This window comes from Chryseobacterium sp. LAM-KRS1, from assembly GCF_013184525.1.
In the GTDB taxonomy this organism is placed as follows: domain Bacteria; phylum Bacteroidota; class Bacteroidia; order Flavobacteriales; family Weeksellaceae; genus Chryseobacterium; species Chryseobacterium proteolyticum.
Genome location: NZ_JAAOIZ010000001.1, coordinates 520,453 through 535,113, shown reverse-complemented (window position 1 = coordinate 535,113; position 14,661 = coordinate 520,453). Strand labels below are relative to the sequence as shown.

At 36.6% G+C, this 14,661-nt stretch carries 14 protein-coding genes; 3 read left to right on the top strand and 11 right to left on the bottom strand.

The features are described from left to right. Window positions 1-126: 126 nt before the first annotated feature. The gene (metG, locus tag G9C87_RS02415) at window positions 127-2,163 is read left to right on the top strand and encodes a methionine--tRNA ligase (protein ID WP_172277747.1); all 2,037 of its coding nucleotides are present in this window, start codon (window positions 127-129) and stop codon (window positions 2,161-2,163) included. An 86-nt stretch (window positions 2,164-2,249) separates the two neighbouring features. Here the strand turns inward: metG and G9C87_RS02410 are convergent, their stop codons facing one another. From G9C87_RS02410 to G9C87_RS02385, 6 genes are all read right to left on the bottom strand, one after another. Beyond that, window positions 2,250-2,954, bottom strand: coding sequence for a class I SAM-dependent methyltransferase (locus G9C87_RS02410; RefSeq protein WP_172277738.1), 705 nt, complete (start codon window positions 2,952-2,954; stop codon window positions 2,250-2,252). Window positions 2,955-3,207: 253 nt separating this feature from the next. Further along, window positions 3,208-4,020 (bottom strand): siderophore-interacting protein, encoded by an 813-nt coding sequence (locus tag G9C87_RS02405; RefSeq protein WP_172277736.1) that lies wholly within the window; start codon window positions 4,018-4,020, stop codon window positions 3,208-3,210. 262 nt (window positions 4,021-4,282) lie between these two features. Further along, window positions 4,283-5,875: an MFS transporter gene (locus tag G9C87_RS02400; RefSeq protein ID WP_172277734.1), complete on the bottom strand. Its 1,593-nt coding sequence runs from the start codon at window positions 5,873-5,875 to the stop codon at window positions 4,283-4,285. A 91-nt stretch (window positions 5,876-5,966) separates the two neighbouring features. Beyond that, window positions 5,967-7,082: an HlyD family secretion protein gene (locus G9C87_RS02395; protein WP_172277733.1), complete on the bottom strand. Its 1,116-nt coding sequence runs from the start codon at window positions 7,080-7,082 to the stop codon at window positions 5,967-5,969. Between the two features lie 24 nt (window positions 7,083-7,106). Beyond that, window positions 7,107-8,417 carry a TolC family protein gene (locus G9C87_RS02390; RefSeq protein WP_172277732.1) on the bottom strand — a complete coding sequence of 437 codons (1,311 nt, stop codon included), beginning with the start codon at window positions 8,415-8,417 and terminating at the stop codon, window positions 7,107-7,109. 89 nt (window positions 8,418-8,506) lie between these two features. Next, a complete protein-coding gene (locus tag G9C87_RS02385) occupies window positions 8,507-9,352 on the bottom strand; it encodes a helix-turn-helix domain-containing protein (protein ID WP_172277731.1) in 846 nt (281 codons plus the stop codon). Window positions 9,353-9,423: 71 nt separating this feature from the next. Here G9C87_RS02385 and G9C87_RS02380 point away from each other — a divergent pair, with 71 nt between their 5' ends. Then, a complete protein-coding gene (locus tag G9C87_RS02380) occupies window positions 9,424-9,897 on the top strand; it encodes a DUF962 domain-containing protein (protein WP_172277730.1) in 474 nt (157 codons plus the stop codon). A gap of 53 nt (window positions 9,898-9,950) precedes the next feature. Beyond that, window positions 9,951-10,811, top strand: coding sequence for a DUF4349 domain-containing protein (locus G9C87_RS02375; protein ID WP_172277729.1), 861 nt, complete (start codon window positions 9,951-9,953; stop codon window positions 10,809-10,811). A 40-nt stretch (window positions 10,812-10,851) separates the two neighbouring features. Here the strand turns inward: G9C87_RS02375 and G9C87_RS02370 are convergent, their stop codons facing one another. The 5 genes from G9C87_RS02370 to dnaA all read right to left on the bottom strand — a co-directional run bounded on the left by G9C87_RS02370 (window position 10,852) and on the right by dnaA (window position 14,590). After that, complete coding sequence (locus tag G9C87_RS02370; RefSeq protein WP_172277728.1) at window positions 10,852-11,229, bottom strand: hypothetical protein; 378 nt, start codon at window positions 11,227-11,229, stop codon at window positions 10,852-10,854. 149 nt (window positions 11,230-11,378) lie between these two features. Continuing rightward, a complete protein-coding gene (locus tag G9C87_RS02365; RefSeq protein WP_172277727.1) occupies window positions 11,379-12,077 on the bottom strand; it encodes an SAM-dependent methyltransferase in 699 nt (232 codons plus the stop codon). 4 nt (window positions 12,078-12,081) lie between these two features. Then, window positions 12,082-12,582 carry a nuclear transport factor 2 family protein gene (locus G9C87_RS02360; protein WP_172277726.1) on the bottom strand — a complete coding sequence of 167 codons (501 nt, stop codon included), beginning with the start codon at window positions 12,580-12,582 and terminating at the stop codon, window positions 12,082-12,084. Further along, window positions 12,583-13,032 (bottom strand): low molecular weight protein-tyrosine-phosphatase, encoded by a 450-nt coding sequence (locus G9C87_RS02355; RefSeq protein ID WP_172277725.1) that lies wholly within the window; start codon window positions 13,030-13,032, stop codon window positions 12,583-12,585. A 103-nt stretch (window positions 13,033-13,135) separates the two neighbouring features. Beyond that, window positions 13,136-14,590: a chromosomal replication initiator protein DnaA gene (gene dnaA, locus G9C87_RS02350; protein WP_172277724.1), complete on the bottom strand. Its 1,455-nt coding sequence runs from the start codon at window positions 14,588-14,590 to the stop codon at window positions 13,136-13,138. Window positions 14,591-14,661: the final 71 nt, after the last annotated feature.

The following is a 14,661-nucleotide window of genomic DNA, read 5'->3' as shown; positions in this document are numbered from 1 at the left end:
GTTAAACAAACGTTTAACAAAATGTAATATTTATTTCCCAATAATCGCTTATTGTTGCTAATATTAAGGGCCATCAAGAATTTTCGGGAGATAATCCGTATATTTGTAGTTAAATTATTACTATAAATGTCAAACAGAAAGATGATTACGGCAGCTTTGCCTTATGCAAACGGACCGGTTCATATAGGACATTTGGCAGGTGTTTATATTCCTGCGGATGTTTACGCAAGATTTCAAAGAAGGTCAGGAAAAGATGTAGCGTTTATCTGTGGTTCGGATGAGCACGGAATTCCTATTACCATAAGAGCCAAAAAGGAAGGAGTTACTCCTCAGGATATTGTGGATAAATATCATGAGATCATTAAAAAATCTTTTTCAGATCTTGGAATTTCATTCGATGAATATTCCAGAACCACTTCTAAAAAACATTATGAAACCAGCCAGGATTTCTTTAAAACATTATATGAAAAGGGAAAATTCACTGAGGAAGTTTCTGAACAATATTTTGATGAGCAGGCTAACGAGTTTTTAGCAGACCGCTATATTGTAGGAACATGTCCTAATTGTGGAAATGAAAATGCTTACGGAGATCAGTGTGAGAAATGTGGTACTACCCTTTCTCCTTCAGAACTGATCAATCCGAAATCAATGTTAAGTGGAAATGTTCCCATCCTTAAAGAAACCAAAAACTGGTATTTACCTTTAAATGAATATGAAGATTTCTTAAACGAATGGATCATTGAAGGCCATAAAGACGACTGGAAACCCAATGTATATGGGCAGGTAAAATCATGGTTAAATGACGGATTAAAACCACGTGCAATGACCAGGGACCTCAACTGGGGAGTTCCGGTTCCACTTCCTAATGCCGAAGGAAAAGTATTGTATGTTTGGTTCGATGCTCCTATCGGATATATTTCATTCACTCAGGAATGGGCAGAGAAAAACGGAAAAAACTGGAAGGACTACTGGCAAAGTGAAGACAGTGACCTGATTCACTTTATCGGAAAAGATAATATTGTATTCCATTGTATTATTTTCCCGGCAATGATGAAGGCACACGGAGATTATATAATGCCTAAAAATGTTCCGGCATTTGAGTTCCTGAACCTTGAAAACGATAAAATCTCAACTTCAAGAAACTGGGCGGTATGGGCCCATGAGTATGTTGAGGATTTCCCGGGACAACAGGATGTTTTGAGATATGCTCTTCTTTCTTCTGCTCCTGAAACAAAGGATAATAATTTTACGTGGAAAGATTTTCAAACAAAAAATAACTCGGAACTAGTAGGAATCTTTGGTAATTTCATTAACAGGGTTGCGGTACTTATCCATAAATATTATAACGGAGTGGTTCCACAGGGTGATCAAAATTCTCCCGAATTACAGGAAATTAATAAATCTGCAAAAGAAATTTCAGGATTCTTAGAAAACTACGAGTTCAGAAATGCATTAACAGCTTTAATGAATTTAGCTCGTTTTGGAAACCAGTATCTTCAAACTGAAGAACCATGGAAAACGATTAAAGATAACCCTGAAAAAGCAGCACATTCCTTATTTGTAGGGGCTCAGATTGCTGTAGCTCTCGCTCAGTTGTGTGAACCATTTATGCCTTTCAGCTCGGAAAAGCTATTGACAATGTTCAATGTTCAGAAATTAAGCTGGAGTGATGTAGAGACAAAATCCGTTTTAATTGAAAGCGGGCATACCATCGATGAAGCCTCTCTTCTTTTCTCTAAGATTGAAGATGACGTTATAGAAGCACAGATCCAAAAACTGGAGAATACAAAACAGAATAATAAAAAAACAAATCCTAACGCAAAACCGATGAAAGAGGAAATTACTTTTGATGATTTTACCAAAATAGACTTAAGAACGGCTACCATTTTAGAGGCTGAAAAAGTAGAAAAAGCCGATAAGCTATTAAAGTTCACGGTTGACACAGGAGTTGATGTAAGAACAGTAGTTTCAGGAGTCGCTGAGAGTTTTACTCCGGAAGAATTGATTGGAAAACAGGTGATGATCTTATTAAACCTGGCTCCAAGAAAAATTCGTGGAATAGAATCTCAGGGTATGTTATTATTAACCACAAAGCCGGATGGAAAACTATCTTTCGTTACTCCGGATGACAGCAATGTTGAAAACGGTATTGAAATAGGCTAAATATTTAAATGCATAGTAAAAAAATCCCCTAAGGTTTTAGGGGATTTTTATTTTTATACAATTGTCCTCGCAGGGATACTCATATTCTATTTCTTCTTTAGTTTTGCCAAATAAGCATCTTCATCCTGCATCACCTTTTCAATATTGAAACCATTATTTTCTGCAGCATTCTTTAAAGTCTCAAAATCCAGGTATAACCACTTGATAGGATCTTCGGACTCTCCTTTATAGTGTACGATATAATCCAATTCTCCGTAATAACCTTCTGCCGGGATATATACTCCGCCATCTTCATCCCGGTCAAACATGTATAAAATATCTGTACTGTCGATTAAAACCTGTCCGTTATCATTGAGCAATAAATGCAGTTTTTGGAGGTAATTATCTATTTCAGCCAGGCTTCCAAAAATCCCGGTTCCATTCATTAACAACAATATGGTATCAAAAGTTTCGCCAGAGAAATCAAGCATATTCTGGCAAACAGCTTTTTTAATTCCTCTTATCTGACACACCTGAATCGATTTTGGGGAAATATCCAATGCCACAACATCCAGATTCCTGATATCCTGAAGATATAAAGAATGAGAACCAGCTCCGGCTCCGATATCTAAAACCTTTCCATAAGATGATTCCAGAGCTTTTTGTTCCAAGGCATTCATCTCTTCAAAGGTTCTGAAAAGATAATCTACAGGAAGTTCATCCAGTTCGGAAATTGAAGTTTCAGTCTGCAAATCTTCAGGATCTTCATTATGATGGTAATCCCAGATCGCTTTTCCCATTAAATCTTTCATAATAACTTTTAATCAAGCAAAGATAAGATTTTTGCCTTGAAAAGCTATCGCGGTAATTGATAGGACAAAAGATAGTCTAATCCAATTAGCGGAGATTTATTTGTTTACAGGTGGTAACAGATAGCCCCGATAGGAACGGTTACCCCACAGCAAGAATCGGGAAAGCAAGGCGCGAGGAGTATAAGTGGATAGCGGGAAAAAGCTTCAAAATATACCTATCAGAAGAAACCCGAACGATTTGTCGGGACCATTCTTATTCATTCGCATGCAATTCTCTCCTCCTTTCTGCCTGTGACTCATCCTGCGCAGCACCGGTTTTCCAGTATGAATATGCATATAGCTCAGACTGATTCCAGCTCTTTTCTTTTCTGAAATAATTGCGAACCTCTTTCATGGTGGAGAGTTCACAGGCGATATATCCAAATTTTGAAGTTTCCGGGATCTCCACCCTTCGCACCACCTCAGCAAGCTTGTTTCCTAAGTGAGCATCAGGATTATGAACCCATATGAATTCAATATCGGCCTTGGTTTCCAATTCCTGCTCGTCTTCCCTGCCATGGACTTCAATGACACAAACTCCTTTTGCCGTTTCGGGAAGGGTTTCTAAAATGGCGCTCAAAACCGGAATTGCAGTACCATCACCAATAAGAAAATACCAATCTGCCTGAGGATACAGTTCCTTGGCCTCTGTACGCATCATCACGCCTAGCTTTGAGCCCTTTTCCGCCTCTCTAGCCCATTTTGAAGCAGGACCACTATCTCCGTGATCAATAAAGTCAATAACTAATTCATTAGCTTCAAAATCAATTCCCCGATGCGTATACGTACGGATAAAGGGAGCGACTTCCTTTGACGGATGGATCCATTCATGATTTTCATTTAGAATTGGAAAATAGATCTCGTTCAGCCCCTGGGGAGGAATCGCAATTTTATTGTTATCACCGATCGTTGTATTTCTGAACATCGAAACATCTTCGGCTTTAAGATAAACTCTGATAAAATGAGGAGTTATGTACTGTTTTTTGATTACTTCGGCAACGATCTGCCCTGCTTGCATTGTAGCCATACCTTTTCTTTTTTAATTAATATGCTATACACCAATCATCCTTTGAAGCCTTTGATAATAGGACATAAGGATAAAGAACATTCTTCATAAAGAATGATACAAATGTAGTTAATTATTTTTATTACGTCTAAATAAAAATAATATTATTGAAATAAATTACATTTTATCGGGTTCATTTTCATACCATAAGATACCAAACAAGAAAACGTAAACCCCAGACTCAAAATAAATCCGGGGTTTACAAGTGAAAAACAAGGTATCTTTACATAGCGGGACCAGCCGCATCTTTTATTTCTTCTAACAATTTTTTACGTTCTCTCAATCTCCTTCTGGCAATCACGGATTTACCACCCAGCATTCTGATAAATCTACCATACTGAAACCGTTCTTTACCGAAATGATGGGTTAAAACGTAAGCCAATACCCCTAAACCTACTATTATAATGTAACCAAATATCTTTTTGGACGCGATAATGATCGCATTCAGCTGAACGAGTTTCATATTACCGGAAAGTGTTTGAGGAGTCACTGTCATTCCATCAATATAAACAGCCAGATCTCCTACCGCCACCACCTGAAAGTGGTATTGAAACCATGAATAGATTGCTGAAAATATACCTACCGCTAAGAATGTTCTCCAAACCAGCACCAAGCCGATTGCAGCAAGCATATCATCAAGTTCCAGTTTATCAAGCGTATAATACCATACTGAGATAAACAATGAACACATCCCATAACCTTTTAAAAACATAGGCAGATACCAACCTTCATAATTGAATTCCAATACCATTGAAAAGTACATGATCATAGCATATCCTATCATCGCAGAAAATCCTGAAAAAATGAACATCTTTAAAGGTTTTTCATTTTTAAACCAGAAAATAGCTGTAATTCCGGCCAGAATAATTCCAGGAATCATCAGGATACTGAGTCTCGCATTGGTCAATTGATCATATCCCAATACTCCCACCGCAAACGTATTTTGCAAAGTTGTTGTCCCTAAAAACATTCCCAGCCAGAACAACATGAACAATCCATTCTGGACATTGTTTCTTTTGAATATGGAAAATGACAGATAAGGTCTTTTTAATGTTAATTGTCGTGTTGCCAATAACGCAAAATTTATAAAAGCACCAATGCTGGCCTTCATTATTTTCGAAGAATTCCACCAATCCTGCTGCTTTCCAAAAGAATATACATATGCCGAAAACATGAATGAGGAAATAAAAAGCAGAATACTCAGCCAATCAATATAATGCAAAGGAACTTTAAGGGCAAAATATTTATCATGCATAAAGATCCAATGAATCAGCGCCAGTACAAAACATAAAACGGACACAATAATGTAAAAATGCTGCCAGTTGTAAAGAACAGACACTTCTACAGCATAATAACTTGCCACCTGATTCATCATAAGGACGAATGTATAAAATGCTCCGTAGAACATCCCCCTGTTTCCTATCATTGCCATTAAAGGTAAAAAAAGTTCAATAGTAACCATCATTTTCAGAAAACCGATGACTAGTGCTGTTATTACGATTACCATTGGCTGCAGCGTGGTAGCATTAACATAGCTTAATAGTCCTAAAAGAACAAGAATTAAAGTGATCTTATCGCGTACCTTAAATCTCATCTTCATTCTTAGAACTACAGGCATACAGGCTCCCATTCCTATTGTCGTTGCATAATTTGCCCATAGAAAATATTCTGACAGAGCCCCCGTTCCTCCTACAAGATAACTTATATTACCTGTATACACTCCCCCCAACGGCATTACCACGGCAAGAAGTAATACGATCAGTAAAAGCTGAACCGGCTTTGGAACCCAATCATGATATAAGCCTTTGTTATACATTTTTTAATTTTTTTAGATGTTACAGACAATTGAAAAAGTTGAAAAAGATATCTTACGGACAAATTTTTCAATTTTTCAATCTTTCAATCTTTCAATCTTTCTTGTTAACATTCACATTCATATTCATCCCAGCACTCAGTTTATTGATATCCTCTTTTTTATTAGCGGCAGTAAATTCTATTCTTACGGGAATTCTCTGCTGTACTTTAATGAAGTTACCGGTAGAGTTGTCTGTCGGAACACTGGAATATCTCGATCCAGTAGCTGCAGAAATAGCCGTAACAATTCCTTCAAATTGTTGTCCGCCGAGCGCATCCGCCGTCATTATCATCTTCTCTCCAATTTTAACATTTGGCATCTGGCTCTCCAGAAAATTGGCAGTTACCCATTTCTGACCATTCAGTACAATCGTAGCTACCTGCTGCCCCGACTGGATCAGCTGGCCTTCGGAAATCGTTCTTCTCCCCATAACGCCGTCATAGGGTGCTGTAATTACGGTATAAGAAAGATTGATTCTTGCCATATCCAATGCCGATTTTGTTCTTTTGATCTCGGCATCATTGATCCCAAGCTTGCTTTTAACTTCTGTCGTAGAAAGGTTGGCTGATTGCTTTTGATTAACTAATGTTTCGTAAGCTGCTTTTTGTGCATCATATTCTGTTTTCACCTGGTCATATTGTTGTCTGGTAACAGCTTCTGAAGCCAATAGGTTTTTGTACCTGTTCAGGTTTTGTTCAGCATTCCATAATCTGGCTTTAGCCCCTGCTATGTTAGACTCCATCACGTTAACATTATTAGAAACCGTATTTACGGATGATGATGTAGCAGAGCGCTGTGCCAAAGCATTTTGATACGCTGCTTCGGCCTGGCCTAGCTGGGTTAAAATTTCATTTTTATCTAAAATGACCAAAGTATCTCCTTTTTTTACCTGCTGGTGTTCAATAAATTTAATTTCTTTGATATAGGCTGAAACCCTGGTATTGATTGGGTTGATAAATTCTTCAACCTGGGCTGCTTCTGTATAAGTCTTATCTCCGATATGAAAATATTCCCTAACCAGCCAGAATAAGCCAAAACCAATAGCCAGAAATACAATAATATTGGAAATAATTGCTCTAATTTTATTTTTCCTGGCTTCTTTCTTTTTAGCTACTGCGCTTGAAACCGCAGGTGCCTGTTCTATATTTTGTTGTTCCTTATTTTCCATTATCTTGATTTTCAGTTTTAAAAATTAAAGTGTTCCCGTAGATTTTAAAAGATTATAATATTGATACAGAACATTGATCTCTGCATTGGCAAAGTCCAGTTCAGACTGTAATTTCTGATTTTGGGCATCAATCATTTCGGCTTGTACAGCCAGCTGATTGAGATATTTAGCCTCTGTAATCTTGTAATTCTCTTCGGCCAGTTTTTTGGCGTCATTAAGAATATCAGCCTGCTGAATAGATTCCTGGTATTTTACATAAGCCGCATTAACTCCCATGTCTACATTTTGCTGAACTAAAGTCATTGCATCTCCAGCTTGCGTTTTTTGTATTTCTCCAAGTTTAATTTTCTCTTTCGTTTTATAAAGATTGTCGATATTATAACTTAGAGAAACTCCTGCCTGCCATCCTCCGGAATACATATCCAGAACAGGATTTCTTGTCGTAATCGGGCGCTGTAACGTATAACCTCCAAAACCGGATAACGTGGGAAGCTGATCGGTTTTTATAATCTCAATATTTTTATTTGCGACATCAATATTCGTTTTGGCAGACTTTAGCTGTGGATTACTGTTATGAGCCAGATCCATATAATACCCCATTCCGATACCCGCTTCCTTATTGTCTAAACTTTCGACAGGAATAATTTCTGTTTCAGAAGGTAATCCTAATGCAATATTCATATTATAATTAAGGATCTTCCGGTTATTAACGAGCGTTAAGATTCCCTGATCGAGATTTTTTATTGCCAACTCTCCACGGATCACTTCATTGCGGGTAACCATTCCTTGCTGATAAAATTTCCGGATGTTTTTCAGGCGTTCCTGGGCCAGCTTCTTATTGTTCTGAAAAACGGATTCCTGATTAAGAATTTTATAGATATCCAGATAATTGGATATAACTAAGAGCTTAACGTCCTGTTTATTCTTTTCAAGATCCAATTCAGAAAGCTGTTCCCTTAATCCGGCTAATTCTATAGATTTATTCACCAATCCTCCTTTGAAGATCAACTGAGTAGCCCGTACTGCATAAGAGCTTCCATAGTGAGGCATAGGAATAGTGGTAGAACCCGAAAAATCTTTGTCAATTGCTACTGCATCTCCCAAGTAAAACTGACTTGTTGATGCCGTTATATTAGGTAACTTCTGGAGTTTTGCGACACCTGTCTGTTGTTTTGCAATATTGATATTTTGAGCGGTAACTTTTAGCTGCTGATGATTCTGAAGAGCCAGTTCAGCGACCTCATTCGCTGTCATTTGTCTGACTTCCTGAGAAAAAAACAGCGCAGGGAATATAGCTATCAAAACTGATAGTGCTGTTTTTATGTAATGTATCATTTTACCTTGTTTTTACATAGGCAAAGTTACGGCAGCACAGAAATCAAACAAATGTTTGATAACTGGAAAAAGATGTTCAAATGTAGGATTTACCTGTCAAACTGATTTCTGTATTGTGTGGGACTGATCTCTAAATGCTTCTTAAAAAAGTGAGAAAATGAATACTGATCACTAAACCCAAGCATGGAAGAAATCTCTGAAACAGGCTTTTTGGAAGAGTTTAGAAGTACTTTGGCTTCGTTGACCACTATAGCCGCTATGATCTGACTGGCCGACTTTCCGGTAATAGATTTCACGACGGACGAAAGATGTCTGGTTGTAATGGACTGTCTTTCCGCATAGAACTCAACAGCTCTTTCCGTATGGTGATGTTCTGCGAGATCTGTCAAGAAGATAAAAACAATTTCTTCCTGTCTAGACATCTGCCCCATGGCGTTGCTATCCTCCTTGGAAATAATCCCAGCCATCTGGTAGCAAAAAACGGAAAATAAGTGTTCCACTATCTCCTTTTTATACATCATTTCCGTTTCCGAATCCAGTATATATTTAAGGAAATTAACACTTTTCCACACCAGCTCCATTTCATCCTGCTGAAAAGGAACTCCTTTATTCATTTGTTGCCTGAAATAACGGTATCCGATAAGACGGTTAAATTTCAGGGATAAAGCAGAAATAAACTCCCTTTTATAAGAAACCATTCTGGATTGAAAGTCATCACTTACCGATACCATTTCATAAACAGTCTGGGGATCGGTTACCATAAACATATTGGGCATAAGTTCAAGGTCCCTGAAGTGCTGACGAAGCTTTATAGTCCCGGTTTTAACAAATATAAACGCAGGATTATCTGGACGAAAGGGTTTTTCGACAGAAATTCTTTCAAAGATATTATGCTGTGTAAAGATCTCTACACCGAATTTTTCAAGGACAGACATGCCACAAATGTATTCAATCTCTTGGACGATTGCAAAATTTTATTAATTTCGTATTAACCAAATTCCAAATTATGAGAAAGATAGATTTATTTTTCGCAGAATATTGTAAAAACCACAGAAATAAAACCAATAAGCTCATTCATTGGATGTGTGTTCCTCTCACTTTTTGGAGCATATTAGGCTTTATCTCCTTACTTCCTTCACCGCATATTTGCTCTCCTTACTTTGGTTGTGCCAGCATCATAAGCATGGTTGCAGTTGCATTCATTACAGTATTTTATCTCAGACTATCCTTCCTGATCAGCATGATGATGCTTATTATCATGATATTGATGGAGGGTTCAATATATATGGTTAATATACGATTCTTAAAAAACGCATGGATTATTTATTTTTCAATATTCTTGGTTACCTGGATCTTAAGACTTTTCGGACACAGGATCGAAGGTAAAAAGCCTCCCTTCTTAAAAGATCTTCAATTCCTTCTAATGGGGCCTATATGGCTATTAACCTTTATTTTCAAAAAGACAGGAATAAAATATTAACAGTCTTTCTTTTGGATTATGCATCATTTTTGATAAGATTCATAAAAAGAATCATGAAGAACCTAATTTTACCCTTATTGCTTATAATATGCATTCATTGCAGTAAATCTGACGGTGTCGCCAGCCCAAGGGCTAGTGCTGATCTTGTAGAAGTAATACCGGATGATAAAACAGCTAATTTCCCAAAAAACCAGCTGGTTCCTTTGCCTCAAGAGGAACCGCGGGAAAATACACCAAAAAAAATCGATACCATTTCTAAAAAAATCATCAAAAATGGAGAAATGCGTATCCAGGTTTCAGATATTAAAAAATCCCAGGATCAGGTAAATGAAGCCTTAAAAAAAAGTAATGCTTATATACAAACAGAAGATTTTCAAAACTCAGATGAAGATGAAAACCTGAGCCTTACGATCCGTGTGCCTCATAAAAATTTTGATGCTTTAATCAATTCCTTTTCTAATGGGATAGGTTCTGTTTTATCTAAAAACATTTCCTCTGAAGATGTTACGGAAGAGTATACAGATGTTAGCATTAAACTAGCCAATAAAAAGATTTATCTTGAAAAATACCGGGATTTGCTTAGAAAAGCCTCCAATACGAAGGATATGCTTGAAATCCAGGAAAAAATCCGTGGTCTGGAAGACGAAATAGATGTTGCAGAGGGAAAACTTCGTTTTATCGATGACCGTGTGAACTACAGCACACTCAATTTGAGTTTATATAAAGAAAAAATAAGAAGTTCAGCTACATCAAAAATAGGTTTTGGAAGCCGGTTTGGAGATTCCATTACCCAGGGCTGGAATAGTTTTATAAGTTTCATACTTGGACTCATCTCTTTTTGGCCATTCTTTTTAGCCATCCCGCTTATTGTTTTCCTTTGGAGAAAATGGAAAGGAAGAAGAAAACAAAAATAGATCTGAATATCTATATCCGGATCTATTTTTGTTTTTAAAACTATGCATTAAAATGCTTCTTTACCATTTCCAGCACTTTCTCGTCTGACATTTGCTGGGACGTGTCTAATGTAATTTTCAGATCCTTGAACTGAGCAGTATCATGCAGATAGTGTTTTAATTCTTCCTGAATTTTTCCCGGACCGGTAATATATACTTCCTGAGAATTTATTAATAAATGTTCAACTTCTTTAAAAAACTTAATCCGATTCGTCCTTTCCGCATTATTACCTGCATTTTCACTTGAATTACCATGCTGAATCTCAGCTTTTACAGGATTACAAAGAAAAAATTTAAAGGCATTTTGTGCATCGTGATTTTTTGCAACGATAGCTTTTTCGGTATCTATCCAGATTCCTGCTAATTTTTTGTCTGACATAATCTTGTATTTTAATGTTACTCTATATAGAACAACAATGGTGCAAAGACGACGTTAATGCATGTTAAAAATAATTGCACTAAAAAAATTAAACAGCAATGAAACAAGACCTGTTATACGAAAACTCTTTATAAGAAAGATCTACATAATTATTTGCCAAGCACAAATACAGCGGGGATTTTATGAAGTTCCGGTTTTTTCTTTTGCCATTCTTTAATGGTTTTCGTCTGAATAAATTCATGCTCAGGATCGTTGATATTAGCAGCGATACACAATTTTGTATTGGGAGATAAAAATTTACACAGATCTTCTATAAGGGGATTATTCCGATAGGGCGTTTCCATAAAAATCTGAGAATATCCTGTTTTCTGTACCAGGCTTTCCAAATGCAGAATTTGTTTTTTCTTTTCTCCTTTATCAATAGGAAGGTATCCGTTAAACGAAAACTCCTGACCGTTAAACCCACTTGAAATCAGAGCCAGAATAATAGAAGATGGTCCTGAAACAGGTATTACTCTTATATTTTTTTCATGGCACCATTTCACAATCAGATTTCCCGGATCAGCAATGCAGGGAAGTCCAGCTTCAGAAAGCAATCCAAAATCCTGACCTTTTAACATGAGTTCCTGAGCATCTTTAATGTCCGCATTCTCGGTGTATTTATCCAGTAAAAAAAGCTTGAGATCGGATTGTTTTTTTTCAGGAGCAAAGAATTTAATGACCTTTCGGGCAGTTTTTTCATTTTCCACAAAAAAATAATCGGTTTGCATGATATAATCATTCATCACCGGTGAAAAATGATTGATAGGAGTATTTTCTGATAAATAGGCTGGAAGTAAAAAAAGCATTTTTTTATTTTTGGGTTCTTTCTTTTAATGAGGGTTGTTGAAAATATTGGGTCAGATCCATTGAGAACGTTACTGAGGTGATTTTCCATATCCCGCTGATCTTCATTAAGGTCCATATTTCTTTTCCCCAGTTACTCATTTTTCCGTCATACCAAAAGCTATAATCGAAATTAGCGGAAGCTATGGAACCGTCTTCAATGATCCTGATATTATCAAACTTTTCTTCTGATTTATCGTCTTTAAAACCCTTAACAAAGGTTTTATAATCATCGGTAAAGTGGCTTTCTGCTTTTGGATTTTTTTCAAGACGTTTCAATTGAGTCCTTTCACTATATGTTCCCGTCCATAAAACCGGTTCCTGAAAAAGGGAAAGAAATTTACTTTCATCCCTGGTTTTGATGCTTGTCATAAAATCATCCATTACTTTCCTAATGGCAATCTCGTCGTTTGTCTGGGCAAATAGAAAGTTGGCAATTAAAACAAAAAAGAAAATCAAGTATTTCATTTAATTTAAAATTTGGTTACGGATTGCATTGCATGCTTCATCCAAAAGTTGATAAACATCTTCAAAGTCATCCATATTTCCCCAGTAAGGATCAGAAACTTCAGCATTTTCGTGGTTTCCTGCCGCTTCTAGAAACAGAAATATTTTCTGTCTTTGTTCCTCATTTTTTGCTTTTGAAATTACATCCCCATAAATATCAATATCCATACAGTAGATTTTATCAAAATTTTCCAGATCCGCTTTGGTGATGGGTCTGGATCTTTGTTTGGAAATATCAATCCCATGATTAGATGCCGTTTTTATCGCCCGTTTATCCGGATGTTCACCTTCATGCATTGAAATCGTTCCCGCAGAATCCACTACAAAGCCGGGAGGGAGCTTTTCTCTCATAATTCCTTCTGCTAAAGGGCTCCTGCAAATGTTTCCCAAGCACACCATCAATATTTTCATGTTACAATTCTATGAATTAAGGACTAGCATATCTATCAAAATTAAACAAAAAAATGAAGAATAATTCCTATCCTTCATTTTCTTTATATCAAATTAAATTATTCTAATGTTTGATTCTTTCCGTAAGCTCTTTTACGTACTTTTTCACTTCTTTGTCTATCTTGGAAACATCTTTAATAGTTTCACAAGCATACATTACCGTTGAATGATCTTTACCTCCCATTTCTTCACCGATTTTAGTAAATGTAGCATTAGTAAATTCCTTTGCAAAATACATGGCCAGCTGTCTTGGAAGTGCAATTTCCCTTTTTCTTGTTTTCGAAAGTAACTGCTCTCTTTTAATACCAAAATAATCACATACGATCTCCTGAATATAAGGAATGTTGATGATTTTTTTCTGATTGGCTGCAATCTTATTGATGGTATCTTTCAATAACTCAAGACTAAGATCGGATTTATAAATTGTGGAGTAAGCAATTACAGAATTGATCACCCCTATAAGTTCTCTTACGTTGGTCTTTGCTTCAGCCGCTAAGAAGTCGAGCATATCTTCCGTCAGTACAATACCATCTCTGCTTAACTTATCAACGATAATTTTTCTTCTGGTTTCCAGATCCGGAGATTTGATCTCTGCAGAAAGTCCCCATTTGAAACGGGAAACGATTCTGTCCTGAATATCCATGATATCTACAGGAGCCTTATCAGAAGTCAGAATGATCTGCTTTCCATTCTGATGCAGATAATCGAAAATGTGGAAGAAACTATCCTGTGTCGCCGATTTACCGGACAAGAACTGAATATCATCAATGATCAAAACATCCACCATCTGGTAGAAGTTAGCAAACTCGGTTTGCTTATGTGCCTTTGCTGCTGAAATGAATTGCTGTATGAATTTTTCAGAAGACAAATAAAGGACTACTTTATCCGGAAACTGGCTTTTAACTTCCAATCCTACCGCTTGTCCCAAGTGTGTTTTACCCACTCCATATCCTCCATATAAAAACAATGGATTAAAGGCAGTAGCACCAGGTCTTTTTGCTATAGATCTTGCTACTGTTGCAGCAAATTTATTGCTTTCTCCCTCTACATAGTTATCAAAAGAAAAATCAGATTTCAGATTGGAATCGATATTTACTTTTTTAATTCCAGGTACAACAAAAGGATTAACAATATTGGATGAAAAACCTTGAGGCATTGTTTCCTGCACTTTCGGTGTAGGAACACTTTTCCCTTTCATGTTCATGGTAACTGGTTTTTCTAAGCCATTAGGCTTATTTTCCATTACAGAATACCATAATTTTACTCCTTTACCTATATTTTTCTTCAGGGCCGCAGAAAGTAGAGATAAGTAATTATCCTCAATATATTCCTTGTAAAAATCACTAGGTACCATTAATGTAAGATTGTTGTCAACCAAAGAGATTGGCTGCACCTTATCGAACAATAAGTCGAAGGATTTTTCAAGTTTTTTCAAATCAGAATTATCTTCAGCTGCGTTAAGATTGTCACGCATAAACTGAAGGCACTTCTGCCATATCATCATTAAATTTTCATCCATATTTATGCCCCGATTAATTCTTTAGTTAGTACTGTGTTTAGAAGGAAGACAAAGGTCTAATTTTTTATTTT

Bases quoted from the DNA above. Each gene is read 5' to 3' on its own strand.
- metG (WP_172277747.1), top strand. From the start codon at position 127: ATGTCAAACAGAAAGATGATTACGGCAGCTTTGCCTTATGCAAACGGA.
- G9C87_RS02410 (WP_172277738.1), bottom strand. From the start codon at position 2,954: ATGAAAGATTTAATGGGAAAAGCGATCTGGGATTACCATCATAATGAA.
- G9C87_RS02405 (WP_172277736.1), bottom strand. From the start codon at position 4,020: ATGGCTACAATGCAAGCAGGGCAGATCGTTGCCGAAGTAATCAAAAAA.
- G9C87_RS02400 (WP_172277734.1), bottom strand. From the start codon at position 5,875: ATGTATAACAAAGGCTTATATCATGATTGGGTTCCAAAGCCGGTTCAG.
- G9C87_RS02395 (WP_172277733.1), bottom strand. From the start codon at position 7,082: ATGGAAAATAAGGAACAACAAAATATAGAACAGGCACCTGCGGTTTCA.
- G9C87_RS02390 (WP_172277732.1), bottom strand. From the start codon at position 8,417: ATGATACATTACATAAAAACAGCACTATCAGTTTTGATAGCTATATTC.
- G9C87_RS02385 (WP_172277731.1), bottom strand. From the start codon at position 9,352: ATGTCTGTCCTTGAAAAATTCGGTGTAGAGATCTTTACACAGCATAAT.
- G9C87_RS02380 (WP_172277730.1), top strand. From the start codon at position 9,424: ATGAGAAAGATAGATTTATTTTTCGCAGAATATTGTAAAAACCACAGA.
- G9C87_RS02375 (WP_172277729.1), top strand. From the start codon at position 9,951: ATGAAGAACCTAATTTTACCCTTATTGCTTATAATATGCATTCATTGC.
- G9C87_RS02370 (WP_172277728.1), bottom strand. From the start codon at position 11,229: ATGTCAGACAAAAAATTAGCAGGAATCTGGATAGATACCGAAAAAGCT.
- G9C87_RS02365 (WP_172277727.1), bottom strand. From the start codon at position 12,077: ATGCTTTTTTTACTTCCAGCCTATTTATCAGAAAATACTCCTATCAAT.
- G9C87_RS02360 (WP_172277726.1), bottom strand. From the start codon at position 12,582: ATGAAATACTTGATTTTCTTTTTTGTTTTAATTGCCAACTTTCTATTT.
- G9C87_RS02355 (WP_172277725.1), bottom strand. From the start codon at position 13,032: ATGAAAATATTGATGGTGTGCTTGGGAAACATTTGCAGGAGCCCTTTA.
- dnaA (WP_172277724.1), bottom strand. From the start codon at position 14,590: ATGGATGAAAATTTAATGATGATATGGCAGAAGTGCCTTCAGTTTATG.